At 71.0% G+C, this 25291-nt stretch carries 23 protein-coding genes and 2 tRNA genes; 18 read left to right on the forward strand and 7 right to left on the reverse strand.

The window, feature by feature from the left end:
- Positions 1-66 precede the first annotated feature (66 nt).
- The 4 genes from ACWKZU_RS15010 (at position 67) to ACWKZU_RS15025 (ending at position 3387) form a co-directional block, all read left to right on the forward strand.
- Positions 67-759 carry a metal-dependent transcriptional regulator gene (locus ACWKZU_RS15010; RefSeq protein ID WP_449283141.1) on the forward strand — a complete coding sequence of 231 codons (693 nt, stop codon included), beginning with the start codon at positions 67-69 and terminating at the stop codon, positions 757-759.
- An 87-nt stretch (positions 760-846) separates the two neighbouring features.
- Positions 847-2199: an NADP-specific glutamate dehydrogenase gene (gene gdhA / locus ACWKZU_RS15015; RefSeq protein ID WP_449283142.1), complete on the forward strand. Its 1353-nt coding sequence runs from the start codon at positions 847-849 to the stop codon at positions 2197-2199.
- 193 nt (positions 2200-2392) lie between these two features.
- On the forward strand, positions 2393-3115 hold the full coding sequence (locus tag ACWKZU_RS15020; RefSeq protein ID WP_449283143.1) for an NlpC/P60 family protein: 723 nt from the start codon (positions 2393-2395) through the stop codon (positions 3113-3115).
- A 199-nt stretch (positions 3116-3314) separates the two neighbouring features.
- Positions 3315-3387: transfer RNA gene (locus ACWKZU_RS15025), tRNA-Arg, on the forward strand.
- A 132-nt stretch (positions 3388-3519) separates the two neighbouring features.
- Here ACWKZU_RS15025 and ACWKZU_RS15030 read toward each other — a convergent pair.
- On the reverse strand, positions 3520-3801 hold the full coding sequence (locus ACWKZU_RS15030; RefSeq protein ID WP_449283144.1) for a hypothetical protein: 282 nt from the start codon (positions 3799-3801) through the stop codon (positions 3520-3522).
- A gap of 226 nt (positions 3802-4027) precedes the next feature.
- Here ACWKZU_RS15030 and ACWKZU_RS15035 point away from each other — a divergent pair, with 226 nt between their 5' ends.
- Positions 4028-5260, forward strand: coding sequence for a low temperature requirement protein A (locus tag ACWKZU_RS15035; RefSeq protein ID WP_449283145.1), 1233 nt, complete (start codon positions 4028-4030; stop codon positions 5258-5260).
- A 143-nt stretch (positions 5261-5403) separates the two neighbouring features.
- Here ACWKZU_RS15035 and ACWKZU_RS15040 read toward each other — a convergent pair whose 3' ends face one another.
- Both ACWKZU_RS15040 and ACWKZU_RS15045 read right to left on the reverse strand, forming a co-directional pair.
- Positions 5404-6999, reverse strand: coding sequence for an isocitrate lyase (locus ACWKZU_RS15040; protein WP_449283146.1), 1596 nt, complete (start codon positions 6997-6999; stop codon positions 5404-5406).
- Between the two features lie 221 nt (positions 7000-7220).
- Positions 7221-7823: a hypothetical protein gene (locus ACWKZU_RS15045; RefSeq protein WP_449283147.1), complete on the reverse strand. Its 603-nt coding sequence runs from the start codon at positions 7821-7823 to the stop codon at positions 7221-7223.
- Between the two features lie 33 nt (positions 7824-7856).
- On the opposite strand from ACWKZU_RS15045, the gene ACWKZU_RS15050 reads away from it, so the two are divergent.
- The 8 genes from ACWKZU_RS15050 (at position 7857) to ACWKZU_RS15085 (ending at position 17753) form a co-directional block, all read left to right on the forward strand.
- Complete coding sequence (locus ACWKZU_RS15050) at positions 7857-8729, forward strand: EamA family transporter (RefSeq protein ID WP_449283148.1); 873 nt, start codon at positions 7857-7859, stop codon at positions 8727-8729.
- Positions 8730-8748: 19 nt separating this feature from the next.
- Positions 8749-9474: a CYTH domain-containing protein gene (locus ACWKZU_RS15055; protein ID WP_449283149.1), complete on the forward strand. Its 726-nt coding sequence runs from the start codon at positions 8749-8751 to the stop codon at positions 9472-9474.
- A gap of 22 nt (positions 9475-9496) precedes the next feature.
- Positions 9497-9703, forward strand: a complete 207-nt coding sequence (locus ACWKZU_RS15060) for an HPP family protein (protein ID WP_449283150.1) — start codon at positions 9497-9499, stop codon at positions 9701-9703.
- Between the two features lie 250 nt (positions 9704-9953).
- Positions 9954-11375 (forward strand): NAD(P)/FAD-dependent oxidoreductase, encoded by a 1422-nt coding sequence (locus tag ACWKZU_RS15065; RefSeq protein WP_449283151.1) that lies wholly within the window; start codon positions 9954-9956, stop codon positions 11373-11375.
- A 10-nt stretch (positions 11376-11385) separates the two neighbouring features.
- Positions 11386-11745 carry a cupin domain-containing protein gene (locus ACWKZU_RS15070; RefSeq protein ID WP_449283152.1) on the forward strand — a complete coding sequence of 120 codons (360 nt, stop codon included), beginning with the start codon at positions 11386-11388 and terminating at the stop codon, positions 11743-11745.
- Positions 11746-12121: 376 nt separating this feature from the next.
- The gene (locus tag ACWKZU_RS15075) at positions 12122-13531 is read left to right on the forward strand and encodes a uracil-xanthine permease family protein (protein ID WP_449283153.1); all 1410 of its coding nucleotides are present in this window, start codon (positions 12122-12124) and stop codon (positions 13529-13531) included.
- A 224-nt stretch (positions 13532-13755) separates the two neighbouring features.
- Positions 13756-17568, forward strand: coding sequence for an AAA family ATPase (locus tag ACWKZU_RS15080; protein ID WP_449283154.1), 3813 nt, complete (start codon positions 13756-13758; stop codon positions 17566-17568).
- A complete protein-coding gene (locus ACWKZU_RS15085) occupies positions 17565-17753 on the forward strand; it encodes a hypothetical protein (protein WP_449283155.1) in 189 nt (62 codons plus the stop codon). Before ACWKZU_RS15080 ends, ACWKZU_RS15085 begins: the two co-directional genes overlap by 4 nt.
- Positions 17754-17774: 21 nt before the next feature.
- Here ACWKZU_RS15085 and ACWKZU_RS15090 read toward each other — a convergent pair whose 3' ends face one another.
- A complete protein-coding gene (locus ACWKZU_RS15090) occupies positions 17775-18056 on the reverse strand; it encodes an FmdB family zinc ribbon protein (RefSeq protein WP_449283156.1) in 282 nt (93 codons plus the stop codon).
- A gap of 194 nt (positions 18057-18250) precedes the next feature.
- Positions 18251-18847: a 5-formyltetrahydrofolate cyclo-ligase gene (locus ACWKZU_RS15095; RefSeq protein WP_449283157.1), complete on the reverse strand. Its 597-nt coding sequence runs from the start codon at positions 18845-18847 to the stop codon at positions 18251-18253.
- Positions 18848-18950: 103 nt separating this feature from the next.
- Between ACWKZU_RS15095 and galU the strand changes: the two genes are divergently transcribed.
- The 5 genes from galU to ACWKZU_RS15120 all read left to right on the forward strand — a co-directional run bounded on the left by galU (position 18951) and on the right by ACWKZU_RS15120 (position 22916).
- Positions 18951-19877 (forward strand): UTP--glucose-1-phosphate uridylyltransferase GalU, encoded by a 927-nt coding sequence (gene galU, locus ACWKZU_RS15100; RefSeq protein ID WP_449283158.1) that lies wholly within the window; start codon positions 18951-18953, stop codon positions 19875-19877.
- A 3-nt stretch (positions 19878-19880) separates the two neighbouring features.
- Positions 19881-20486, forward strand: coding sequence for a GNAT family N-acetyltransferase (locus tag ACWKZU_RS15105; protein WP_449283159.1), 606 nt, complete (start codon positions 19881-19883; stop codon positions 20484-20486).
- Between the two features lie 85 nt (positions 20487-20571).
- Complete coding sequence (locus ACWKZU_RS15110) at positions 20572-21669, forward strand: hypothetical protein (protein ID WP_449283160.1); 1098 nt, start codon at positions 20572-20574, stop codon at positions 21667-21669.
- Positions 21670-21933: 264 nt separating this feature from the next.
- Positions 21934-22269: a sugar ABC transporter ATPase gene (locus ACWKZU_RS15115; RefSeq protein WP_449283161.1), complete on the forward strand. Its 336-nt coding sequence runs from the start codon at positions 21934-21936 to the stop codon at positions 22267-22269.
- A 35-nt stretch (positions 22270-22304) separates the two neighbouring features.
- Positions 22305-22916 carry a dihydrofolate reductase family protein gene (locus ACWKZU_RS15120; protein WP_449283162.1) on the forward strand — a complete coding sequence of 204 codons (612 nt, stop codon included), beginning with the start codon at positions 22305-22307 and terminating at the stop codon, positions 22914-22916.
- A gap of 130 nt (positions 22917-23046) precedes the next feature.
- Here the strand turns inward: ACWKZU_RS15120 and ACWKZU_RS15125 are convergent.
- A tRNA-Ala gene (locus ACWKZU_RS15125) sits at positions 23047-23119 on the reverse strand.
- Between the two features lie 69 nt (positions 23120-23188).
- Positions 23189-25180 carry an RNA polymerase sigma factor gene (locus tag ACWKZU_RS15130; protein WP_449283163.1) on the reverse strand — a complete coding sequence of 664 codons (1992 nt, stop codon included), beginning with the start codon at positions 25178-25180 and terminating at the stop codon, positions 23189-23191.
- Positions 25181-25291 lie beyond the last annotated feature (111 nt).

Genomic DNA, 25291 nt, shown 5'->3' on the forward strand with positions numbered 1-25291 from the left:
GAGTCGGGAAACCGGTGCCGGATGCTCTAGTGTGTTAGGCGAACCTAAGTTAATGAGAGGACGGCGATGACGGACCTGATCGACACGACGGAGATGTACCTGCGCACGATCCTCGAACTCGAGGAGGAGGGCATCGTCCCTCTGCGCGCCCGCATCTCGGAGCGACTCGGCCACTCCGGCCCCACCGTGTCCCAGACCGTCGGCCGCATGGAGCGCGACGGCCTCGTCGTCGTGACCGACGATCGCCGCCTCGAGCTCACCCCCCAGGGGCGCACCAAGGCCGTGCACGTCATGCGCAAGCACCGCCTCGCCGAGCGCCTGCTCTCCGACGTCATCGGCCTCGAGTGGGCGTACGTGCACGAGGAGGCCTGCCGCTGGGAGCACGTGATGAGCGAGCGGGTCGAGCGCAAGCTGCTCGGCATCCTCGGGCACCCCACCGAGTCCCCCTACGGCAACCCGATCCCGGGGCTCGACGAGCTCGGCGCGCTGCGAGCGGGTTCGTTCCAGTCCGGTGTCACCGGTATCGCCGAACTGCTCATCGACCCCGAGCAGCCGGTGACCGCGCACATCAAGCGCCTCGCCGAGCCGCTGCAGGTGGATCCCGAGCTGCTCGAGCAGCTGGCCGGGGCCGGCGTGCTGCCGGGCAGCACTGCGACGTTCACGCGTCGCGGCGATGTCGTGCACGTCGAGGTCGCGGGATCGAGCGAGGCGCTCGATCTGCCGAGCGACGTCGCGGCGCACATCTTCGTCTCGGTGTAGACGAGATCCCGTCCGCGGGGCGCGGAGGAAACCACGGAGATGCCCGAGAGGGCTGTCCACAATGGAGTTGATAGACCGAGGAGTCGAATGTCACTGCCCACCCCTGAATCCCATCTCCGTGCGGTCGCGAAGGTCGTCGAGCATCGCAGCGCGGGCGAACCCGAGTTCCTGCAGGCCGTGCACGAGGTGCTCGAATCGCTGGAACCGGTGCTCGCCGAGCACCCCGAGTTCGTGGAGGGCGGGATTCTCGAGCGGCTCGTCGAGCCGGAGCGGCAGCTGATCTTCCGGGTGCCGTGGACGGACGACGAGGGCTTCGTGCGGGTGAACCGCGGTTTCCGGGTGCAGTTCAACTCCGCGCTCGGGCCCTATAAGGGCGGTCTCCGCTTCCACCCGTCGGTGAACCTCTCGGTCATCAAGTTCCTCGGCTTCGAGCAGATCTTCAAGAACGCGCTCACGTCGCAGCGCATCGGCGGCGGCAAGGGCGGATCTGACTTCGATCCGAGCGGCAAGAGCGACGCCGAGGTGATGCGCTTCTGCCAGAGCTTCATGACGGAGCTGGTGCACCACATCGGCGAGCACACCGACATCCCCGCGGGCGACATCGGTGTGGGCGCGCGCGAGATCGGCTTCCTGTTCGGCCAGTACCGGCGCATCACCCAGCGCTACGAGGCGGGTGTGCTGACCGGCAAGGGCGTGGGCTGGGGCGGTGCCGAGGTGCGCACCGAGGCCACCGGCTACGGCGCCGTGTTCTTCGCGGAGGAGATGCTGCTGCGCGCGGGAGAGGGGATCGAGGGCCGCCGCGCCGTGGTGTCCGGATCCGGCAACGTGGCCACCTACGCGATCGAGAAGATCCAGCAGCTCGGCGGCAAGGCCGTCACGGCCTCCGACTCGAGCGGCTACATCGTCGACGAGGCGGGTGTCGACCTCGATCTGCTGAAGCAGGTGAAGGGCGTCGAGCGCGCACGCATCTCGGTGTACGCGGAGCGGCGCTCCTCGGCGCGCTTCGTCTCCGAGGGCTCCGTCTGGGACGTGCCGGCGGAGCTCGCCTTCCCGTGCGCCACGCAGAACGAGCTCGACGAGGGGAACGCCCGCGCGATGATCTCGAACGGCGTGCGCGCCGTCGCCGAGGGCGCCAACATGCCCACGACGCCGGCCGCCGTCGAACTGCTGCAGCAGGCCGGCGTGCTGTTCGGGCCGGGCAAGGCGGCGAACGCCGGCGGCGTGGCGACGTCGGCGCTCGAGATGAGCCAGAACGCCGCGCGCTCGCGCTGGGACCGCGACAAGAGCGAGACGCGACTGCACGACATCATGCGTGACGTGCACGGTGCCACCTACGCGGCATCGGAGCGCTACGGGCGACCCGGGGACTACGTGCTCGGCGCGAACTCGGCTGCGTTCGTGCGGGTGGCGCAGGCGATGCTCGAGCAGGGCGTGATCTAGGTTTCTCTCGACATCGAGAGAACGGGCACTCCGGATTCCGTGGAAAAGACGCCGAGTTTCAAGGCATGTTGAAGGTTTCGTGACCGGAACGTGACATTCGTGTGTTCTTCGGTTACCCTTGAACGGTCGCGGCCCGAAAGGGTCGTTTCTCGGAAGTTGAGAACCGTAAGCGAACGTTAGGCAGATTATTCTCGTGATTCAGAACCCCAGCACGGAAGTCGTGCTTTCCGGCGACGCCGCGAAGCCGGCTTCGGCGAAGGCGAAGCGAATCGCTCAGATGGCCGGTGCCGCAGCGCTCAGCTTCGGCCTGGTGGGCACCTTCAGCCTCCCGGCCTACGCCACCGCCCCCGAGCCGGAGGGACTGCCCGACGGCTTCGCCGCGGCTCAGACCCTCAAGACCGTGGAGGTCGACGATACGGTCCTCCCGCTCGCGGCTCCCAGCGGCGAGGTCAGCAGCGAGATCCTCGAAGAGGAGCGCCTGGCCGAGGAGGCCGCCGAGGCGGCCCGCCTCGCCGAGGAGCAGGCCGCAGCAGCAGCGGCCGACCAGCAGGCCTCGCAGGCCTACTCGGGCAAGGACGTCCCCGCAGGCAAGGGTGCCCAGGGCATCGTGAACGCGGCCCTCGCGCAGCTCGGCCAGTTCCAGGACTGCACGGCGCTCGTCGAGCGCTCGCTGCGGGCGATCGGCATTCCCGCCGGCGACCTCGGCACGCAGGTCGGGGAGTACACCGGTCTCGGTGGCGCGCTCGTCACCAGCGGCGACTACGCCCCGGGCGACGTGCTCATCTGGTCGGGTCGTCACGTGGCCGTGTACATCGGCAACGGCCAGGCGGTGCACGGCGGCTACGGCGGCAACCAGACGGTCGTCGCGAGCGCCTTCATCGACGGCGCCCCCGACGGGGTCGTGCGCTTCGGCTGATCGCACACGCAGCTTCGAAGAGCGGGCGGGGTTTCGACCCCGCCCGCTCTTCGCGTCTCTGGGCGCGTTCCCCGGCGGGGCAGGCGCAGCACCCGTCGCCGCCTCTGCTCGGAGCCCGGCCGATGTCCCGTGTTCTGCGATGGAGCGATCCGCGCTGCTAGACTCGATTCTCGGTGCGACGCCTCGGCGCGCACCGCACGCCTTGGTAGCTCAGTGGATAGAGCACTTCTCTCCTAAAGAAGGTGTCGGAGGTTCGATTCCTCTCCAGGGCACGATCGCAGGAGAGCGGAGCATCGCTTCGCTCACACCGTGACCGGGCTCGCAGCCCGGTCACGGGCTTCGCGCACCTCGCCTGACTCTCCCGCAGCCTGTCGCGAGGACGGGCTCTTTCTGGCGATGGCATGCTAACCGCCGCTCACCCGTCTCCTGCGTGCGACCGGGAGCAGCACGTACAGTGCGTCGATGACCAGCACCAGCACGAGCGACGCCTGTGCCGCGATCCACATGAGATAGGCATTCGGGAGCAGGTACGCGACGTCGTAGCCTCCGGCGGATTCCATGCGGTTGACGGCCTCACCGTCTGCGATGCTCCACAAGGCGTAGAAGAGGCCGAATGCGAGGTGCAGGAGCAGCAGTGCGATACCGCCGACCGCGAGTCCTGCCGTGTTGCGTGATGGTGTCGTCATTTCGCAGCTGACCATAGGATCCCGGATCCGCGGTTGTCAACAGCGGACGAGGGTTTGTCCCCAGTAGCGCCGTCAAGAAACGGCGCATTCGGAAGTTGCTGCTCTCGCTGGCGAAGGAACGGCTCCGAGAACCCGTGCGCCGACGCACTTCGGCTATACAATCTCCCAGTGCGAGTCCTCCCCGGGCCATCAGGCGCGGGGTCTCGCCCAGGAGAAGGAGCGGTCCGTGAGCGGCACTCAGATTCCCGACGCACCTCCGCGCACCGCACTGCTCGGACGGTTCGGCCTCGTGCGCATGTCGGGGCGCGATCCGCATGAGCGGCACCGCGTCGCGAGCCCGCTCGAGCTCTTCTTCGACCTCGTGTTCGTCATCGCGGTCTCGCAGGCGTCGCAGAACCTGCATCACGGCATCGTCGAGGGCCACGCGGCGAGCGCGGTCCTCGCCTACGCCATGGTCTTCTTCGCCGTCTGGTGGGCGTGGATGAACTTCACCTGGTTCGCCTCGGCGTTCGACACCGACGACTGGCTGTACCGGGTGACCACCATCGTGCAGATGGGCGGCGTACTGGTGGTCGCCGCGGGCGTGCACGACGCCATGACCGAGGGCGACTGGGCCACGGTCACCTGGGGCTACGTGGTCATGCGGCTCGCGATGGTGCTGCAGTGGGTGCGGCTCGCCATCTCCGACCCGCGACTGCGCGCGGTCGCCCTGCGCTACGCCGCCGGCATCACCGTGGTGCAGTGCCTCTGGGTGCTCCGCCTCACGCTTCCCGCCGAGGCCCAGTTCTGGACCTTCTGGCCCGCGATGGTGCTCGAGGTGCTGGTGCCCGTCTGGGCCGAGCGCGCGCGGAACACACCCTGGCACCCGCATCACATCGCCGAGCGCTACAGCCTGTTCGTGCTCATTCTCCTCGGCGAGAGCCTGCTCGCCTCGGCCAACGCCATCATCGACGCCCTGAACTCGGGCGAGCACATCGAGGGCGTCGTCGGACTCGCGCTCGCCGGCATCGTGCTGGCCGCCGGCGTGTGGTGGATGTACTTCTCGCACGAGTACGGCGACCGGCTCGACTCCGCCCGCACCGCATTCGGCTTCGGCTACGCCCACTACCTGCTGTTCGCCGCCGTCGGGGCGATCTCCGCGGGGATCGAGGTCGAACTCGACCTCCTCACCGAGGCCTCCGAGCACCTGGCGCCGTCGACGGCCTCGCTCTCGCTCGCCGTGCCCGTCGCGGCGTACGTGGTGGTCGTCTGGCTGATCCTCCTCCGCACCCGCATCTCGGCGGCCGCGTCGACCGTGTTCCTCCTCGCGGCCGCCGGCATCATCGCGTGCGCGCTGCTGCCGGTGGTGACGGTCGTCGGATCGGCCATCTGCGTGGTCATCGCGGTCGCGGCGATCGAGGCGCATCGTGCGCGGCGACCGGCGGGCGATCCGGCGCAGCCTCTCCTCGCCGATCGCTGAGAAACAGCCGCCGGGTGGTCCTGAGCTCGGCCGTCTGATCCTGGGCCCGGGGGCCCGGAGCCGCCGCCGGCGACCGAGCCGTCGCACACGCGAACGGGACCCCGGCCGAAGCCGAGGTCCCGTTCGCGTGTCCTGCGGACGAATCAGTTGAACTGGTTCATCGTGTTGTCCTTGCCGCCGGCCTTGAGGGCCGCGTCGCCGGCGAAGTACTCCTTGTGGTTGTCGCCGATGTCGCTGCCGGCCATGTTCTGGTGCTTCACGGTGGCGATCCCCTGGCGGATCTCCTGGCGCTGCACGTCGCGCACGTAGGTGAGCATGCCCTCCTCGCCGAAGTAGCCCTTGGCGAGGTTGTCGGTCGACAGCGCCGCCGTGTGGTAGGTCGGCAGGGTGATGAGGTGGTGGAAGATGCCGGCGCGGGCGGAGCCGTCGCGCTGGAACGTGCGGATCTTCTCGTCGGCCAGCTGCGCGAGTTCGGTGCCGTCGTAGTCGACGCTCATGAGGTTCGCGCGATCGTAGGCCGTGACGTCCTGACCCTGCTCGGCGAGCTGGTCGTACGCCTGCTGGCGGAAGTTGAGGGTCCAGTTGAAGGAGGGGCTGTTGTTGTAGACGAGCTTCGCGTTCGGGATCGCCTCGCGGATCCGATCCACCATGCCGGCGATCTGCTCGACGTGGGGCTTCTCGGTCTCGATCCACAGCAGATCGGCGCCGTTCTGCAGCGAGGTGATGCAGTCCAGCACGCAGCGGTCCTCGCCGGTGCCCGAGCGGAACTGGTAGAGGTTGCTGGCGAGGCGCTTCGGGCGCAGCAGCTTGCCGTCGCGCTTGATGACCACGTCGCCGTTGCCGAGGTCGGCCTCGGAGATCTCCTCGACGTCGAGGAACGCGTTGTACTGGTCGCCCAGGTCGCCGGGGGCGCTGGTGACCGCGAGCTTCTGAGTGAGGCCGGCGCCGAGCGAGTCGGTGCGGGCGACGATCACGCCGTTGTCGATGCCGAGCTCGAGGAAGGCGTAGCGCACCGCGTTGATCTTCGCGATGAAGTCCTCGTGCGGAACCGTGACCTTGCCGTCCTGGTGGCCGCACTGCTTCTCGTCCGAGACCTGGTTCTCGATCTGGATGGCGCACGCGCCGGCCTCGATCATCTTCTTGGCGAGGAGGTACGTCGCCTCGGGGTTGCCGAAGCCAGCGTCGATGTCGGCGATGATCGGCACCACGTGGGTCTCGTAGTTGTCGATCTGCGACTGGATGAACTCGACGGCGGTCTCGTCGCCCGCGACACGGGCGTCGTCGAGCTGGCTGAAGAGGAGATCGAGTTCGCGGGCATCCGCCTGACGGAGGAAGGTGTAGAGCTCCTCGATGAGCGCCGGCACCGCGGTCTTCTCGTGCATCGACTGGTCGGGGAGGGGGCCGAACTCCGAGCGGAGGGCTGCGACCATCCAGCCCGAGAGGTAGAGGTAGCGCTTGTCGGTGCTCTTGAGGTGCTTCTTGATCGAGATCAGCTTCTGCTGGCCGATGAAGCCGTGCCAGACGCCGAGCGACTGCGTGTAGACCGACGAGTCGGCGTCGTACTCGGCCATGTCGCGGCGCATGATGTCGGCGGTGTACTGGGCGATCTCGAGACCCGTCTTGAAACGGTTCTGCGCCCGCATGCGGGCGACGTACTCCGGGCTGATCGCATCCCAGCTGGCACCGTTCTGCTCCTTGAGAGCCTTCACTGCCTCGATGTCGTCTTGGAACGAAGTCATGATGATTCCTCTTGTGTTGTGGCGGCTAATTCACCAGGGCCTTGATGGGCTACTTCTCACTATTCCCAAGAATGCGGGCGCTATCTGGCGGAATCGGGGGTGAAGATTCGCGAAATTTCTACTCGATAGAAGAACCCCGGCGTCGGGGGCATCGAGGCGGGTGAATCGCTGAACGCCGGGCGCGGGAGAACGGTACTCGGGGGAGTCGCGGTGCGGCGCGCTCAGAAGGGGGGCGAGAGCAGCAGTTCGACGCGCTCCGCGAGGAAGTCGGCGAGCGCGGGCGCGCCCTGCAGCGGCGCGCCCGCCCGCCAGCGCACGCGGAACTCGCCGTCCGTGTAGCCGACGGGCAGCTCGGGATCGGGCTCCGCGGGCGCGCCTGGTGCCGCGGATGCGCCGGGCGCCGTGGCAGCGGTCTGCGCCGGGGCGTTCGCCGCGGCCTCCGCCTCCTCCGCCGAGAGCGGGATGCGCGCCGCGTCGTAGTTGACGGGCGTGCCGGCCTCGTAGCCGCCCCGCAGCGCGGCCGCCGCGATCTCCCGGCGCTCCTCGCGGGAGAGCGACTGGTAGCCCGGTCTGCCGCGCTCCGCCGCGCGTGTGGCGTGCCCGAGTGCGTACAGCTCGCCGGAGGCGCCGAGCAGCAGCGGACCGATCCGCCACACCTCGCCCAGGGGTCGCATGGTCGCGGGCCGGGTCCACAGCAGCACGCGCCGGGGAGCGATGTACTCCGCCATCGCCTCGGCGGGCACCTCCTCGGCGCGCAGGCGCTCGGCCGCATCGGCGCAGGCGCGCACCGCGCGCTCGGCCGCACCGATCCTCTCCGCCGTCACCCGGCCAGTGTATCCGCGGATAGACTGTGGCCGGTGACCCACTCCTCCGCAGCGCAGGCGATCACGCGCCGCGCCACGATCCGCGCCATGCTCCTCGTCCTCGTCGGCGCGATCGGCGTGCAGTCGTCCGCCGCGATCGCCATGGGGCTGTTCGACGCACTGGGCGTGCTCGGCACCAGCTCCGTGCGCATGGCGATCGCGGCCGTGATCCTGCTCGCCGTGTTCCGGCCCCGCCTGCGCGGCCGCAGCGGCCGGGAGTGGGCCGGGATCGTCCTCTACGGCGTGGCCATGGCCGCGATGAACGCCTTCCTCTACCTCGCCTTCGACAGCCTGCCGCTGGGCGTGGCCACGACCATCGACTTCCTGGGGCCGTGCCTCGTCGCGCTCGCCGCATCCCGGCGGCCGCGCGAGGGGCTGCTCGCCGTCGCCGCCATCATCGGCGTGGGGCTCATCGCCGGCTTCGGCGGCCCCTTCGATCCGCTCGGCATGCTGTTCGCCGCCCTCGCCGGGGCCTCCTTCGGCCTCTACACGGTGCTGGCGGCCCGCGTGGGCCAGTCGGAGGGAGGCCTGCCGAGCGTCGCCCTGTCGGTCGTCGTCGCGGCGATCCTCACGCTGCCCTTCTCGATCCCGGCCGTGCCGCTCCTGCAGCCGCAGCACCTGCTGCCGCTGCTCGCCTCGGCTCTGCTCGGCACGGCGCTCGCGTTCACGGTCGACACGATGGCGGGCCGGCTCACCTCGGCTCGAGTGCTGGGCGTGTTCTTCGCCTTCGACCCGGTCGTCGGAACCGTGATCGGGGCGCTGTTCCTGGGGCAGCTGCTCACGCCCGTCGCGGTGGCCGGGATCGTGCTGGTCGTGGCGGCCGGCGCGGGAATCGTCTGGTCGGCGGGCGAGCGCCGCGCGACGTGACGGCCCGTAAGCTGAAGGTGTGACGGAAGAGGCGATAGCCGGCGGGCCGGAATCGGAGTCGCTCGAGATCGAGCGCAAGTACGAGGTGTCGGTGGCGCTGCCGCTGCCGGATGCCGGCCGCTTCCGGGAGGCGGGACTGGATCCCGACCTGCCTGTGACGCACCGGCTGTCGGCTCGGTACTTCGACACCCCGCGGGGCGACCTGGCCGCTCGGGGGCTCGCGCTGCGCGAGCGGCACGGCGGCAAGGACGCCGGCTGGCACCTGAAGCAGCGCGGCGACGCGGGGGTGAAGGAGCTGCTGTGGCCGCCGAGCGAGGGCATGCCCGACGCGCTGCGGGACGAGATCCGGCGCAGGATCGGCGACGCGGCCGACGAGGTGCGGCCCGTCGCCCAGCTGGAGACCGAGCGCACGGTGGTGATGCTGCGCGACGGATCGGGCCGCGAGGCGGTCGAGCTGGCCGACGACCGGGTGCGCGCGACCGATCGCGTCGAGGGTGTGGATCGGGCCTGGCGGGAGTGGGAGGCCGAGCTGATGCCGGGCGCGGACGAGGCGGTGCTGGATCGGGTGGAGGCGGTGCTGCTCGCCGCGGGGGCGGAGCACTCGCTCAGCTTCGCGAAGATCGCGCGTGCGACCGGGCGGCTGCTCGCGGCCGCCCGCGCGCGCGGAGCGGACGACGCGGTGCTCGAGGCGCTCGCGCGGCTCGATGCGTCGGACCGCGAGGCGGCGCGCGGGCTCGTCTCCTGAGCGCGGCGCGTAGGCTGGGGGAATGAGCAAAGGATCGAAGCGCGGCGGGGACGGGAAGCCGGACTCTCCGTCGCCGCAGGCGAGACGCAAGCAGATCATCGTCGGCATCGTGATGGGCGCGATCGTGGGCGTCGTGCTCGGGGCGATCACCCAGTTCTGGCTGTGGCTGCCGGCCGGGCTGGCGCTGGGCCTCGCCACCGGCGCGATCATGAAGCCGCCGGCCGAGTAGCGGGCTCCGCCTGAGCCTGAAACCGAGCCCATTGCGAGAGCCCGACGTGATTATTCGCGCTGGATGGCTCGGGGTCGAACGATGGGCTCGGTCTCGTGGGCAGCGATGCGTCGGGGCCGAACAGGGGATCCGCGCGGGCGAGTGCGCAGACCGCGCGGGCGCGCCGACATAGTCAATGACGTTGACATTCCCATTTACATCTCCCCGCCGATGTGCGAGGATCGTAGCGGACATCGAAGACGAGGACTCCATGCACCCCACCATTTTTGAAACCCACCGTCCCGCCGCGAAGATCGTCGAGGATTCGCTGGCCGACACCAGGCTCGCGTGCTTCTGGACCGACGACGTCGCCGATCGCGCCGCGCAGTACCCGCCGCTCGACGGCGACGTGCGCGTCGACGACGCCGTGGTCGGCGGCGGCTTCGCGGGTCTGTGGACCGCGATCAAGCTGAAGACCGAGCACCCCGAGCGTCGGGTCGTGCTGCTCGAGGCGGTGCGCATCGGCTGGGCCGCCTCCGGCCGCAACGGCGGCTTCTGCGAGGCCAGCATCACCCACGGCGAGCCGAACGCCGAGTCGCGCTGGCCCGACGAGACGGGCACGCTGCGCCGCCTCGGCCACGAGAACCTCGACGCGATCGAGCGCTTCATCGAGGAGCACGGGCTCGACGTCGACTTCGAGCGCACCGGCCAGCTCTCGGTGGCCAACGAGCCCTACCAGACGGAGTGGCTGGGGGAGAGCGACGATCCCGAGACGGTCACGCTCGATCAGCAGCAGGTGCAGGATCGCATCAAGTCGCCGACCTTCCTCGGCGGCGAGTTCTCCCCGCGCGAGAACGCCAACCTGCATCCGGCCAAGCTGGCGGCCGAGCTCGCGCGCCACGCCGCCTCGATCGGCGTCGAGATCCACGAGCTGACCCCGGTCGAGCGGCTCGAGGGCTCCGCGGAGGAGCCGATCCGGCTCACCACCGAGCGGGGCGCCGTCACGGCTCAGCGCGTCGCGCTCTGCACCAACGTCTTCCCGTCGCTGCTGAAGCGCTACCGCTTCCACACGGTCCCCGTGTACGACTACGTGCTCATGACCGAACCGCTCACCGACGAGCAGCTGGCCTCGATCGGCTGGGAGGGCCGCGAGGGCCTCGCCGACATGGCCAACCAGTTCCACTACTCGCGCCTCACCAAGGACAACCGCATCCTCTGGGGCGGCTACGACGCCGTCTACTTCGCGGGCGGCCGCATCAAGCGCGAGTACGAGGACCGCATGGAGAGCCACCGCAAGCTCGCCAGCCACTTCTTCACCACGTTCCCGCAGCTCGCGGGCGTCAAGTTCACGCACCGCTGGGCCGGCGTGATCGACACCTCGACGCGCTTCTGCGCCTTCTTCGGGCAGGCGCACGGCGGGCGCGTGCAGTACGTCGCGGGCTTCACGGGACTCGGCGTCGGGGCGACGCACTTCGCCGCCGATGTGCTGGTGGACCGCTTCGAGGGGCGCGTCACCGAGCGCACCGAGCTCGAGATGGTCAAGCAGGTGCCCCTGCCGTTCCCGCCCGAGCCCGCCGCTTCGATCGGCATCAACCTGACCCGCTGGTCGCTGGACCGCGCCGACCACAACGGCGGCAAGCGCAACGTGCTGCTCAAGACGCTCGACGCGCTCGGGCTCGGATTCGACTCCTAGGAGACCTGACATGAGCGAACTGCTGCCGAACGACATGAACCTGATGGTGAGCGGCACCCGCGCGGGCATCGAGCTCGAGGACGTGCCCGCCGAGGACGTCGTCTCGGGTGCACCTCGACAGGGCGTCGCCGAGCTGGGCTCCATCGCCGGTGCGGAGACCGGTATCTGGGAGCTGCGCGGCGGCGCGGTCACCGACACCGAGGTGGACGAGCTGTTCGTCGTGCTCTCGGGCAGCGCGATCATCGAGCTGCTCGACGAGGATCGCGCGGTCGAGGTGGGGCCCGGCGACGTGATGCGCCTGCTCGCCGGAACCCGTACGCGCTGGACCGTCGAGGATCACATCCGCAAGGTCTACATCTCCGCGTCCTAGGCGCCTCCGCCTGTCGGGCGGAGCGCGAAGCGGCCTGCTTGCGCCGTCCTGCGCGGAGGCGAGGAACGAGCCGGAGGCGCAGGATCCATGTGATCCGGAGGTCGCGGTATGGATCCTGCGACTCGCACCGACGCTGTAGCGTCGCCGCGGAATGCGCATACGCTGGGGCGTCCTGCCTGAGCATTCCGCGCACGCAGACGCAGGATGACGGGGTGGGCGCGGATCCTGCGTCTGCGTGCGCTGCGTGCTCTTCGCGCAGGATGACGGTGGAGGGAAGACCGCCCGCCCGACCCGCGGCGCGTGCGAAGCCGACCGCGTGCCCATAGGATAATGCCTTGGCGCGACCGCGCCGATCCCGACCCTCGAAGGAGCCCCGATGGCGCTGCCCTGGAAGCTGCACGGAGACGGCAAGCGCGTCTCGTCCGACGCGATCGTGCTCCCCGAGGAGCGCCTGACCTGGCCGCGCACCATCGGCTTCGGCGCGCAGCACGTGGTCGCGATGTTCGGCGCGACCTTCCTCGTGCCGCTGCTGACGGGCTTCCCGCCCACAGCGACGCTCTTCTTCTCGGGCCTCGGCACGCTGCTCTTCCTGCTGCTCACCGGCAACCGCCTGCCCAGCTACCTGGGATCCTCGTTCGCCTTCCTCGCCCCGATCTGGGTGGCGACGGGCGTCGGACCGGGTGAGGCGGCCAGCGCCGAGGGGCTCGCCCGCGCGTCCTTCGGCATCCTCGCGATGGGCGTGCTCATGGCGATCGTCGGCATCGTCGTCGCCAAGTGGGGCACGGGGTGGATCAACGCCCTCATGCCGCCCGTCGTGATGGGCGGCGTCGTGGCCCTGATCGGCTTCAACCTCGCGCCGGCGGTGAAGAACAACTGGCTCGGCAACCCGGCCGCGAACCCCGACGTGAACCAGGGCCTGCACTCGACCGCCGCGCTCATCACGATCGTCTCGATCCTGCTCATCACGGTGCTGTTCCGCGGCATCATCGGCCGCCTCTCGATCGTGCTCGGCATGGTGGTCGGGTACGTCGCGGCGGCGCTGATGGGGATCGTCGACTTCTCGGGCGTCCAGGCCGCGGCCTGGGTGGGCCTGCCCGACTTCCACGCGCCGGGCAATCCGATCTCGGATCCCTCGCTGTGGGGCCTGCTGCCCTCGTTCCTGCCGGTGGTGCTCGTGCTCGTCGCCGAGAACGTCGGCCACGTGAAGAGCGTCGGCCTCATGATCGAGCGGGATCTCGACCCCGTGACGGGCCGCGCGCTGCTCGCCGACGGCGTCTCGACCGTGCTCGCCGGGTTCGGCGGGGGATCGGCCACCACCACCTACGGCGAGAACATCGGCGTGATGGCGGCGACCCGCGTGTACTCCACCGCCGCCTACTGGGTGGCGGGCATCATCGCGATGCTGCTCGGCTTCTCGCCGAAGGTGGGGGCCCTGATCTTCTCCGTGCCGGCGGGCGTGCTCGGCGGCGTGACCGTGGCGCTGTACGGTCTGATCGGCCTCATCGGCGTGAAGATCTGGATCGACAACAAGGTCGACTTCTCCAAGCCCATCAACCAGTTCTCGGCCGCGATCCCGCTGATCGTCGGCATCGCGGACTTCGGGCTGCAGATCGGGTCCGAGGGGCAGCCCGTCGTGTTCAACGGCATCGCGCTCGGCACGATCGCGGCGATCGGCGTCTACCACCTCATGAACGGGCTGGCCAAGGCGCGCGGCGGCGAGGTGGAGGTCGCGGATCCGGTGGTCACGGGAAGCACCGGCGCGGTGCACGTGCCCGAGTCCAAGTAGCCCGCCGCCCGTGGACCGACGCGCGTCAGTAGTTGTCACCAAACCCGAAGTTTGGTGACAACTACTGACGCGCCGAGCACGGGGTGAGAGTGGAGCCGGGCGGAGAAACGATCGGAATCGGCTGGCCGGGCGGGGCGGGCGAGGAACGCTCGGTCTGGCGCCGGCAGCCGCGAAACACCGGGCTGATTCCGGCGATTCCCGGCACCACCGCTTAGGGTGGCGGTGTGTGGAGTGTTGATCGGCGACGGCGGCCTGAGAAGGACCGCGGCGAGAACGGTGCTGAGGAGGCGGTCGCAGAGGCGGCCCGGCCTCGAAACGACGGCGCGCTCGCGACCGCGCCCGATCCCGCGCCGGGATCCGCGGAGCCCGACCCCGAACCCGATCTCTCGGCGCAGTTGACCGGCCCCGTTTCGCTGGTCGACGCCTACGCCGACGAACACGCCGACTGGCGGAGCGAGCTCGCGCGCATCGGCGGGCGCAATCCGCTGCTCCACTTCGACGACCGGCCGGCGAACCGCATCGAGCTCTCCACCACGCACCCGGGCGGCCTGCCGCAGTTCATCACCGGCAACAAGATCCTGCTGTCGGCTCTGATCCGCGACGATCTCGCCCTGCGCCATGCGCGCGCCGCCGCCGGCCGCGTCACCGACAAGGCCATCGAGATGCGCACCGTGCGCGGGCTCGAGACCGTCAACCTGGGCGTCGGCATCGCCAAATGGAGCTTCGAGGGTGAGGACTTCTGCGCGCCCGTGCTGCTGCGGCCCCTCGCCATCCGGCGCTACGGACGCGACTTCGAGCTCAAGCTCAAGCAGTTCCCCGTCGTCAACTCCGAGCTGATCCGCGTGCTGCGCCTGCAGTTCGGGATCACGCTCGACGCGCGGGCGCTCATCGAGCTCTCCCAGTCCGAGGGCGTCTTCAAACCGCAGCCCGTGATCGACCGGTTGCGGCAGATGGTCGCGGGAGTGCCCGACTTCCTCGTGCAGCCGCGACTCGTGGTGTCCTCGTTCCACAACGTGTCCCAGCGGATGGCCGCGGACGCGAAGGATCTCGACGTGCCGATCCTCGCCGCGGTCTGCGGCAGCGAGCCCGCCAAGCGCCGTCTCGCGCAGGCGTACCAGCCGGTCAACCCGACGCCGCCCGACGAGCGCTCGCCCGACACCGATCGCTGCCTCTACGACGCCGACGCCGAGCAGGACGACGTGCTCGCCCAGATCGACGCCGGCCACTCGCTCGTGGTGCACACCCTTCCGGGCACGGGCGGCACCCAGACCGTGGTCAACGCCATCGGCAACCTGGTGCGCGCCGGCAAGCGCGTGCTCGTGGTCTCCCCGCGCCGCGCCACGCTCGACGGCATCACGCACCGTCTGACCCGCGCCGGTCTCGCGGGGCTCTCGGTGAGCCCGCGCCGCCTGCGCCGCAACCTGGTGGAGGCCATCAGTCGCAACGAGAACGCGCGACCCGAGCAGCTGCGCGACGTCGACGAGGCGCTCACCCGCCTGCGCGGCGCGCTGCTCGACTACCAGCGCGCGCTCTCCGAGCCGGATCACCGCTTCGGCGTCTCTCCGCTCGACGCGCTGCGCAAGCTCACGGTGCTCGCGCTGAGCGAGCGGCCGCCGAGCACCACGGTGCGCCTCGACGATCAGGCGCTCGGCCAGCTCACGCTCGACCGCTCCTCGGTGGCCGAGGCGCTCACGGAGGTCGCCCGGCTCGGCCAGTTCCAGTACGGGCCGGGGGACTCGCCCTGGTACGGCGTGAACTTCGGCACGACCGAGGAGGCCCGCTCGGCGTACGCCCTGGCGGTGGACCTCGCCGAGTCGCAGCTGCCGCGGCTGATCTCCATGGCCAACGAGGTCGTCAGCCAGACCTCGATGCGGCCCTACGAGACGGTCGCCGAGCTGGGAGTCTACCTCCGGCTGCTCATGGGCATCCGCGACACGCTCGACCGCTTCACCCCCGAGGTCTACGACCGATCCCTCACCGAGGTGATCGCGGCGCACGCCCCGCGCGGCGGCGACGAGATGTCGTCGGCCAACAAGCGCCGGCTGCGCAAGCTCGCCCGCGAGTACGTGCGGCCGGGCGTGCACATCACCGACATGTACTCCCGGCTCGTGCAGATCCAGCAGCAGCGCGTGCTCTGGCAGCGGTACACGACGGTCGTCGGCGCGCGTCCGGAGGTGCCGCTGGGCATCGCCGACGTGGTCGTGGCCTTCCAGTCGGCCTACCAGGATCTCGACAAGCTCGACCACGTGCTCGGCACGACGGGCGACGCCGATCGGCTCAAGAACCTCTCGCTGGGCCGCCTCGCGAGCCGCATCTCCGACCTCGCCCGCGAGTCGGAGGTGCTGCAGAACATCCAGGAGCGCACCACGATCGTGGAGCGGCTGCGCGCCGCGCACCTCGAGTCGCTGCTCGACGACCTCTCGGCCCGGCACGTGCCGGCGGAGGACGTGGCCGCCGAGCTCGAGCTGGCCTGGTGGCAGTCGGCCCTCGAGCGCATGCTGCAGACCAATCCGGCCCTCCTCAGCGCCAACACGAGTGTGATCGAGCGCCTCGAGGCCGACTTCCGGCTGGTCGACGACGCGCACTCGGGCGCCAACGGATCGATCCTCGCCGGCTCGCTCGCCGACGCCTGGCGGGTCGCCGTGCTCGACCACAAGCAGGAGGCCCTCGCGATGCGCGAGGCCCTGCGCAGCGGCTACGTCTCCGCCGCGGCGCTCGTGCAGCGCGCCCCCCATCTGCTGGGTGTGCTCGCCCCGGTGTGGACGATGTCGCCGTACGAGGTGGCGCAGCTGCCCGACGCGATGCCGTTCGACACGGTGCTGCTCGTCGACGCCGGTGCGACGACGCTCGTGGAGAATCTCGGCGCGATCCGGCGTGCGGAGCAGGTCGTGGCCTTCGGCGACACGATGACCCAGACCCCGTCGCGCTTCGAGATCTCGGTGGGCGAGCCCGTCGACTCCGACGAGGAGGACGCCGAGTCGCTGCACGCGAGCTCCGCCTTCGCGCAGCTGGGGCAGGTGCTGCCGACCCTCACCCTGACGCGCAGCTATCGCGCCGGGGGCGAGGATCTCACCAACCTCGTCAACTCGCGCTTCTACGGAGGCGCGATCCAGTCGCTGCCCTGGGCGGGCAGCTTCCTGGGGCACTCGAGCCTCACCTACGAGTTCGTGCGCGGCGGCCAGGGGCTGCCGGATCAGCACACGGGCGCCGTGGAGAGCACGGACGCCGAGGTGGACCGCGTGGTGCAGCTGGTGCTCGAGCACGCGAGCGAGCGGGCCGGGGAGTCGCTCATGGTGATCACCGCGAGCGAACGGCACGCGGTGCGCGTGTACCAGGCGGTGCTGCAGGCGTTCTCGAAGTTCCCGCAGTACCGCGAGTTCCTGCTGGGCGAGCGCGCGGAGCCGTTCGCGGTGCTCACGCTCGAGCAGGCGACGGCGCAGAGCCGCGACCGGGTGATCTTCTCCATCGGATACGGCCGCACCCCACACGGCCGGGTGCTGTCGAACTTCGGCGGTCTCGGCCGCCCGGGCGGCGAGCGGCTGCTCGCGGTCGCCATGACGCGCGCGCGCCGGGCGATGACCATCGTCAGCTGCTTCAAGCCGGAGGATCTCGACACGGCGCGGATCAAGCACGGCGTGGTCGAGCTGGCCGAGCTGCTCGCCTTCGAGCACCCGGTGCCCGAGCCTCCGTCGCTGCCGGCCGAGCGCGACCCCATGCTGGGGGAGCTGGCCGATCGGCTGGAAGCGCTGGGGCTCACCGTCGCCATGGACTACCGGGGGGCGATCCCGCTCGCCGCCTCGCTGGGGGAGCGCGCCATCGCGATCGACATCGACCTCGGCGCCGGCGGAGAGGGCGGCGACAGCCTGCGCGACACGCTGCGGCTGCGTCCCGCGGTGCTGCGCCGTCTCGGCTGGCACTACCACCGCGTGCAGAGCTTCGACCTCTTCGCGGACCCGGGCGAGGTGGCGCACCGCATCGCGCGCATCGTCGGCTACGAGTCAGGAGCGGACGACGCGGGGAGCGCTGCGGAGCGGTGACGGGCGAGGACCGGGAAGCGCAGGATCGCGAGCGGCCCGAGCGCCCGGCTCGGCGACCGCGCCGGGCGAGCCTGCCCGCACCGGCGGGCAGCGATCCCGAGCCCCACGACCCGCCGGTCGAGCAGCGCGCCGAGTCCGAGAACGACGCGCGGCTGCGGGCGGATCGCCCGCCCCACTGGGGGTAGCGGGCTCCGTCGGCGACGGGACTAGGCTGCGGAGGATCCCGAGCCGCCGGACGCGGCGCCGCTCGAGGCGCCGGATCCCGAGCCGCCCGAACCGCTCGAACCGCTCGACGAACTGCTCGAAGCGCCCGCGCGGGAGTCGGTGCGGTAGAAGCCGGAGCCGTTGAAGGTCACGCCGAGCGAGCCGAAGACCTTGCGCAGCTTGCCGGCGCACTCCGGGCAGACCTTCAGGGCCTCGTCGGAGAACGACTGGTAGACGTCGAAGGCGTGGCCGCAGTCGGCGCAGCGATAAGCATAGGTAGGCACGAGAGTCTATTTTAGCCGCTGTTCGCGAGATGGGCGTCCCCGCCGGCGAAGGCGGTGATGCGACGGCGGCGGGACGCGGGAGAGAACTTCTCCGCCGGCGCGACACCTTTCGCCGGTTTCCGACTCTCATGCAGTGTGAGGGCTCGACGGAGGCGTCCCCCGTGTCGGAAGACCCCCGCCTCGAGTGCGGGCCCTCACACCCCCTGGTCGAAGCGCCGAGCGCCCTCCGGCGTGACGACGCCGTCGACCGGCACGTCGTGCGCCTCCCGGGGGAGCCGGGGCACCAGGTCCTCCTCGAAGACGACGGCGTAGACGGGAGGCCGCGAGTCGAGCCCGCCGAGGAGGCGGTCGAAGTACCCGCCGCCCCAGCCCAGCCGCACCCCGTCGCGGTCCACCGCGCACGCGGGGATCAGCATGAGGTCGACGGCGGCGACCTCGGCGGGATCCACCGGAGTGCCGACCGGCTCGGGGATGCCCAGCGGACCCGAGACGAAACCGCCGCCCGAGAGCACCCACTCCAGCGCCCCGTTCGGCCTCGTCACGGGGAGCAGCACGGCGACGCCGTGCGCGTCGGCCCACTCGAGGAAGCCCCCGGTATCGGGTTCGTCGGGGAGCGAGGCGAAGCAGGTGACGGTGCGGGACCCGGTGCGTTCGACGAGTTCGGCGAGCCGGCGCGCGAGCTCCGACCGGGCCGTGGCGCGATCCTCGGCTCCCATGCCGCGCCTCCTGGAGCGCACTGCGGCGCGCACCGCACGCTTGGCGGTGTCGTCCGCACGCAGCTGTTCACCCATGCAGGCCAGCATACGGCCGGGGCGGAGCACACGCATCGCTCGCCGCGCAAGGGGGCCGCGCCCGACTTTGGCCCTGTCGGGGGCGCGGGTTAGGCTGGCTCTCATGACTGATGCACGGGGTTCGCGGGGTTCGGTGACGAAGGCGGTCGTGCCGGCTGCGGGGCTGGGGACCCGGTTCCTGCCGGCGACGAAGGCGATGCCCAAGGAGATGCTGCCGATCGTGGACAAGCCCGCGATCCAGTACGTGGTGGAGGAGGCCGCCGCTGCGGGGCTGGACGATGTGCTGATCATCACGGGCCGGAACAAGACGAACATCTCGAACCACTTCGACAGCGTGCCCGAGCTCGAGCACGCGCTGGAGCGCAAGGGCGACGCGGACAAGCTGAGCAAGGTGCACGAGCCCAACGAGCTGGCCGAGGTGCATCTGCTGCGGCAGGGGCAGCCGTTGGGGCTCGGGCACGCGGTCGCGTGCGCGCGCAAGCACGTGGGCGACGCGTCGTTCGCGGTGCTGCTGGGCGACGACCTGATCGACGCGCGGGATCCGCTGCTGGAGCGCATGATCGCCGAGCACGACGCGCGGCAGGCGACGGTGATCGCGCTGATGGAGGTGCCGCGGGAATCGATCCACCTGTACGGGTGCGCCGCGGTCGAGGCGACCGAGGATCCGGACGTGGTGCGGGTGACGGGACTGGTGGAGAAGCCGTCCGCGGAGGAGGCGCCGTCGAATCTCGCGGTGATCGGCCGGTACGTGCTGCGTCCGGAGATCTTCGACATCCTCGACGAGCTGCCGCCGGGGCGCGGCGGCGAGATCCAGCTCACGGACGCGTTGAACCATCTCGCCGAGGGCAAGGGCGAGGGGCCGGTGTACGGGGTCGTGTTCCGGGGTCGCCGCTACGACACGGGCGATCGCGCGGACTGGATCAAGGCGAACGTGCTGCTGGGAGTGGACCACGACGAGCTCGGCGACGAGATCCGGTCGTGGATCATCGACTTCGCCGACCGCCTCCGCACCCAGGACGCGAACGGCTGAGGCGTGGCGCCGCTCGGCCGCCCCATCGAGGACCCCGCCCCGCTGCAGCACGGGAGGGTCGCCCTCCGCATCCTCCAGCGCGGCGACGCCGAACCCCTGCGCCGCCTGCTCCAGAGCAACCGCACCTGGCTCCGACGCTGGGAGGCCACGCACCCCTCGGGGCGCGGCGTCGAGCCCGGGTCGGTGTCGATGCGGCCGACGGTTCGGCTGCTGCGGCGCCAGCTGCGCATCGGCAGCGGGGTGCCGTTCGTGGTGCTCTACGACGGCGAGGTCGTGGGGCAGCTGAGCATCTCGGAGCTGAGCGGCGGTGCGCTGCAGTCGGCGCAGATCGGCTACTGGGTGTCCGAGCACGTCGCCGGGCGCGGGATCGCCCCGACGGCCGTGGCGCTGGCCCTCGACTACCTGTTCGACGAACTGCGGCTGCACCGCGTCGAGATCTGCATCCGACCGGAGAACACGGCGTCGCTGCGCGTCGTCGAGAAGCTGCGGCTGCGCTACGAGGGGCGTCGTGACGCCTACATCCACATCGACGGGGCGTGGCGCGACCACGAGTGCTACGTGGTGACCCGCGAGGAGGCCGCGGGCGGGATGCTGGGCCGGCTGTCGTAGTCGAGCGCCACGATTTCTGCGGACTCGACGAGGATCGCGGCGCGCCGGGAGGCGTCCGCCGCGCGAACGTCGTACAGTGAACCCCATGACGGGCGGCGTACTGGGCGGGGGCGTGATCTTCGTGATCGCCGCGCTGCTGTGGGCGGCGGTGCTGGTGCCTGCCTGGATCCGTCGCCGCGAGTTCCGCGCGGCGGAGCGCAACGCGGCTCGCCTGCAGCGGACGCTGCGGGTGCTCGCCGAGACCGCCGAGGTGCCGCAGGAGGTGCACCTCGAGGCCACCGCCCGGCAGGCGCTCGCCCACGAGAAGCTGCTGCGCACCGCGCAGAAGCGGCAGGAGGCGGAGCGCCAGGCCGAGCTGGCCGAGGCGCGCGCCGTGCAGGTGCGGGCCGAGATCCACGCGCAGCGGATGCAGCGCAAGCAGGCCGCCGTGCAGCGCTCGGCGCGGTTGCGGAAGCCCGTGGTGCGGCGGTTCCGCGCACTGGCGGCGCTGGGTGCGCTGGTCGGTCTCATCGGGGCGCTCGTCGGCATCGGCTTCGCGGTGGCCGGAAGCGGCGTCGCCATCGTGGTGTGGAGCGGACTGGTCTTCTGCGCGTCGCTGGGGGCGCTCGTGCTGATGGCTCCGGGGCGCGTGCGGCTGGAGACGATCCCCGCCGAGCAGGTGGCGCCGGTCGAGCCGGCCTCGGACGTCGAGCAGGAGATCGTCGCCACCGAGGATGCCGAACAGCAGGCGGCCGCGCACGCTGCGGCGCAGCAGGCCGCCGCCGCGCGCATCGAGCGCGCACGGGCTCTGGCCCGGAACCGGGCCGAACGGCCGGCCGCCCGCGAGAACCAGCCCGACTCGATGCTGCTGCGCGAAGCGCGGGAACAGGCGGCGCGGGATCGCGGCGCGCAGGGCTCCGCGGCGGTTTCCGCGGCAGCGCGACCCGCCGAGCCGCAGCGCAGCGCCGCCTCCGAGGCGCTTCCGCAGCCCGCGGCTCCGGGCGCTGCGGGCTCGAACACGGAGGCTCCGGGTGCGGAGATCTCGAGCGAGGGCGCCGGTCCGCGACGGGCGCCCGCTGCCGGGATGAGCGCGCAGCAGCGCGCGGCCCGGGAACGCCTGCGCCAGATGGGTGTGATCGGCGACACGAGCGCGGGAATGCCCGACCTCGACGCCGTGCTGCGCCGACGCCGCAACGCGAGTTAGACCCGAGCGCAGCGCGTCTCTCGCCCGAGCGCAGCGCGTCCCGCGCCGCTGCGAGCGGGATCCCTCGTCCCTGCGGCGGCATGTGCTGCGGCGCCGTGCGGCCGCCGTCCGCCGACAGGCCTCCCGGTCGGTCGACGGGCGGACGCGCGACTCTACCCAGTCGGCGACGTTTCCTCAACCCTCTGAGCGATCGGTGCCGCAGCAGCCAGACTGGGGGACAGGCGGGCCGGATCCTCCGTCCCCGCCGCAGAACCAGGAGGAGCCATGGACTCGACACCTGATTTCATCTCCGACGAGGACGGCCTCGAGCAGGTGCGGCCGCTCCGCGACCGCGATGCGACCGCCCCCGACGATCCCGCCGACGACCCGGCGCAGGCCGAGTGGGAGCGGACGGATGCCCGAGACAGCGGCGTGCCGGACGAAGAGCCCGGCGCGGCGAGTGCCACTGGTCCCGGCGCCGAGGGCACCGACGACGATGAGGAGATCCCGGCCGAGGATCTGCCCGCGCCGGAGGTGCAGCCCGAGACTCAGGGCGCCGATCCGGTGATCGCGGAACTCGGCGAGGAGGGGGAGGGCGACCTGTCGCCCGAAGACGTCTGAGGGCTTCCGCGAAGCCGAGGAGAGGGGACGCTGCCATGACAGCCACCTACACCTGGGACGTGTTCTGCACCCTCGACGGCTACGGCTCCTTCAACGACGAGGGCGACTGGGGCGGGTACTGGGGCAAGCAGGGGCCGGAGTTCCTCGACCATCGCCTCGCCCAGTACGATCAGGAGCTTCGGCTCGTGCTCGGCGCCAACACCTATCGGGCCTTCGCGCAGATGCTGGCCGCGGAGCCGGGAGACTCCGACGTGCACGATCCCTGGGTCACCCGGATGCGGCATCTGCCGACGACCGTGGTCTCGAACACGCTCACAGCCCCGCTCGACTGGCCGAACGCCGAGCTCGTCCCCGGCGACATCACCGACGCGGTCGAGCACCTCAAGGCCGACTCCGATGTTCCCCTGCGATCGCACGGCAGCATCGCGATCAATCACGCACTCATGGCCGCAGGCCTCGTCGACACGATCCAAGTCACCATCTTCCCGGTGATCAGCGGGACAGTGGGTACCGAACCGGTCTTCGCGGGAGCCGCGGACTTCGACCTCGAACTCCTCGACGCCCGCACCCTCGACGGCCGCATCCAGGAACTCGCCTACCGGCCCACCAGGCACGGCCGACCACGGGGAGACGATCCGGCTCATTGAGCCCGCCGCTCCGGATCTGCCCCAGGTGACCTTCTCATCACCGGAGCCGGTCGCATCGCCGCTTCACCCAGAAACACGAAAAGCGGGCCCGGCCGGGCATTTCCGCCCGATCGACCCCGCTCTATCTCGGTGGATCTGAGGGGAATCGAACCCCTGACCTTCTCATTGCGAACGAGACGCGCTACCAACTGCGCCACAGACCCTGACAGCGAACCACTCTAGCAGCAACCGAACCGTGAAACGAAATCAGGCCGCCATCGATGCTCCAGCCGCTACATCTCGGCGATCTCGAAGACCGGATCCTCGGGGAGTCCGGGGCCCCAGGGGCCGAAGATCTCGTCCGGGTCGACCGCTTCCGCGAAGGCCTCGGTGCCGGCGCCCAGGACTCCTCCGCTGCAGGCTCTGAATGTGAAGACGTAGAAGCCTCCCGTGAGCAGCCGCACCCGTCGCACGGCGGTGCCCTGCCCGTCGAGCGGGATGATGGCGCTCTGCCCCGTCCAGGAGTCGAGGCAGACGAATCCGTCGGCCGGCCCCTGCAGGGCCATGACCACCCCGGTGGTACTCGCCTCATCGAGCGGCATGCTGGGGTTGTCCTCGAAGCCGGCCACGGCGATGGGCAGCAGTGTGAAGCTTCCCGTCGTCAGCTGCGACGCGGCGGTGCCGTCGGTCGCCCACAGGCGGTACGCATAGGTGCCCGCCGCATCGCGTTCGAGCAGGCTCATGTCGAAGCTCCATCGCCCGTCCGGAGCGGTGTCCGCCGCGAAGGTGCGGGGCTGTCCCGGGAAGCCCGCTCCGGGGAACCCCTCGAGCTGCAGCAGCACGCGCGCCCCCGGACGCGTCGCGCCCTGCAGGGTCGGCGCGAAGTAGTCGCTGCTGGGAGCCGAGGTCAGGCCGACCGTCAGCGGCGCCTCCGGGTCGGTGGAGGGGTCCGGCACGTCGTCGTCGGGTTCGGGCCTGGGCCGGTCGCGCCGCTCGCGATCGTCGGGCTTCGAGTCGCCGCCGAAGTCGACATCCTCGATCGTCTCGTCGTCGTTCCCGCGCCCCGTGTCCGGCCGCTTCCGGTCGTCTCCGCCGGGGTCGCCGTCGCCGCCCGGGCCGTCGCCCGTACCGGTTCCGTCGCCCGAACCGGTACCGTCGCCGGTCCCCGTCCCGCGATCCCCGCCCGATCCGCTCGAGTCGCCCGGTCCGCGGTCGTCGTGCGTCCCGGATGCCTGACGGCGCCGATCCCCGTCGTCCTCCTCGGGGACGAACACGGGCCGCCCCGACCCGATCGTGCTCTGCGACGACGATCCCGCGGCGCTCTGACCCGCGTCGCGACCCGGGACGACGGGTGCGACGAGCAGCGTCAGCGCGAGTACGCCGCCGGTGACCAGCACGCCGAGGCCGACCCCCACTCCGGCGGTGCCGCCCGCCGCTCCGGCGCCGGCGACGGTGCCGATGGCCATCGCGGTCGCCCCGGCCGTCAGACCCGCGGAGAGCGGCGACACCGACGGCAGTGCGACGCCGAGCGCGGTGAACCCGGCGACCGAGAGCGTCGTGCCGCGGATCTGCGCCGCAGCACCGCGCAGGTCGACGTGCAGCTCGGCGCAGACGTCGCAGCCGGGCAGGTGCGCCTCGACCTCGGCGGCGACCGCGTCGGTGTCGGTGAGGTACTTCGGCAGCAGCCGGGCCACGTGCGCGGGGTCGTCCCGCAGCGCCGCCGGAACCTGCTGCACCAGCCACTGATAGCTCAGCCCGGCCCTGGCCCGCCCGAGCAGCTGCGACACCGCGTTGGGCCGGATCCCGAACTCCTCGGCGATCCGCGGTCTGGCGACGTTCTCGACCTCGGAGAGCCACAGGGCGCGCTGCCAGCGCTCGGGCAGCGCTTGGAACGCCGCCAGCAGCTCGGCCGACGCGGCGTCCTCCTCGAGCACGGCGAGCCCGTCGCGCGGGTCGACGCGGTCGATCTCCGCCACCGTGTCGGAGCGGCTGCTCTCCTTCGCCCAGCGGATCGCCGTGTTGCGCATCGTGGTGAACAGGTACGCCCGGAACGCCTCGCGGGGGCCGTTTCCCGACACCGCGACCTGCTGATACACCGCGAGGAACGCCTCGGAGGCGAGATCCTCGGCGCGCGACGGATACAGGCGGTGCGCCACGCGGAGCGCCGCCGAGATGTGACGCGCCCACAGGGCGACGTAGGCCGACCGGTCGCCCTCGCGCAGCCTGCCCAGCAGCTCCGCGTCGCTCGATCCGTTCTGCGCCAGGTGCTCGTACGCACGGCTCACGACGTCCCCCTTCTCCGGCGCATCCGCCGGCGCGACTGCTCCTACCCCGCGTGCGCGGCGGAGATCCCACACCCTGTAGAGAGTGCGCATCGGGCGAAAGGTGTCGCGCCT

Source organism: Leucobacter sp. (assembly GCF_053528595.1).

Bases quoted from the DNA above. Each gene is read 5' to 3' on its own strand.
- ACWKZU_RS15110 (WP_449283160.1), top strand. From the start codon at position 20,572: ATGACGGGCGGCGTACTGGGCGGGGGCGTGATCTTCGTGATCGCCGCG.
- ACWKZU_RS15095 (WP_449283157.1), bottom strand. From the start codon at position 18,847: ATGGGTGAACAGCTGCGTGCGGACGACACCGCCAAGCGTGCGGTGCGC.
- ACWKZU_RS15075 (WP_449283153.1), top strand. From the start codon at position 12,122: ATGGCGCTGCCCTGGAAGCTGCACGGAGACGGCAAGCGCGTCTCGTCC.
- ACWKZU_RS15115 (WP_449283161.1), top strand. From the start codon at position 21,934: ATGGACTCGACACCTGATTTCATCTCCGACGAGGACGGCCTCGAGCAG.
- ACWKZU_RS15030 (WP_449283144.1), bottom strand. From the start codon at position 3,801: ATGACGACACCATCACGCAACACGGCAGGACTCGCGGTCGGCGGTATC.
- ACWKZU_RS15070 (WP_449283152.1), top strand. From the start codon at position 11,386: ATGAGCGAACTGCTGCCGAACGACATGAACCTGATGGTGAGCGGCACC.
- gdhA (WP_449283142.1), top strand. From the start codon at position 847: ATGTCACTGCCCACCCCTGAATCCCATCTCCGTGCGGTCGCGAAGGTC.
- ACWKZU_RS15040 (WP_449283146.1), bottom strand. From the start codon at position 6,999: ATGACTTCGTTCCAAGACGACATCGAGGCAGTGAAGGCTCTCAAGGAG.
- ACWKZU_RS15010 (WP_449283141.1), top strand. From the start codon at position 67: ATGACGGACCTGATCGACACGACGGAGATGTACCTGCGCACGATCCTC.
- galU (WP_449283158.1), top strand. From the start codon at position 18,951: ATGACTGATGCACGGGGTTCGCGGGGTTCGGTGACGAAGGCGGTCGTG.
- ACWKZU_RS15060 (WP_449283150.1), top strand. From the start codon at position 9,497: ATGAGCAAAGGATCGAAGCGCGGCGGGGACGGGAAGCCGGACTCTCCG.
- ACWKZU_RS15120 (WP_449283162.1), top strand. From the start codon at position 22,305: ATGACAGCCACCTACACCTGGGACGTGTTCTGCACCCTCGACGGCTAC.
- ACWKZU_RS15065 (WP_449283151.1), top strand. From the start codon at position 9,954: ATGCACCCCACCATTTTTGAAACCCACCGTCCCGCCGCGAAGATCGTC.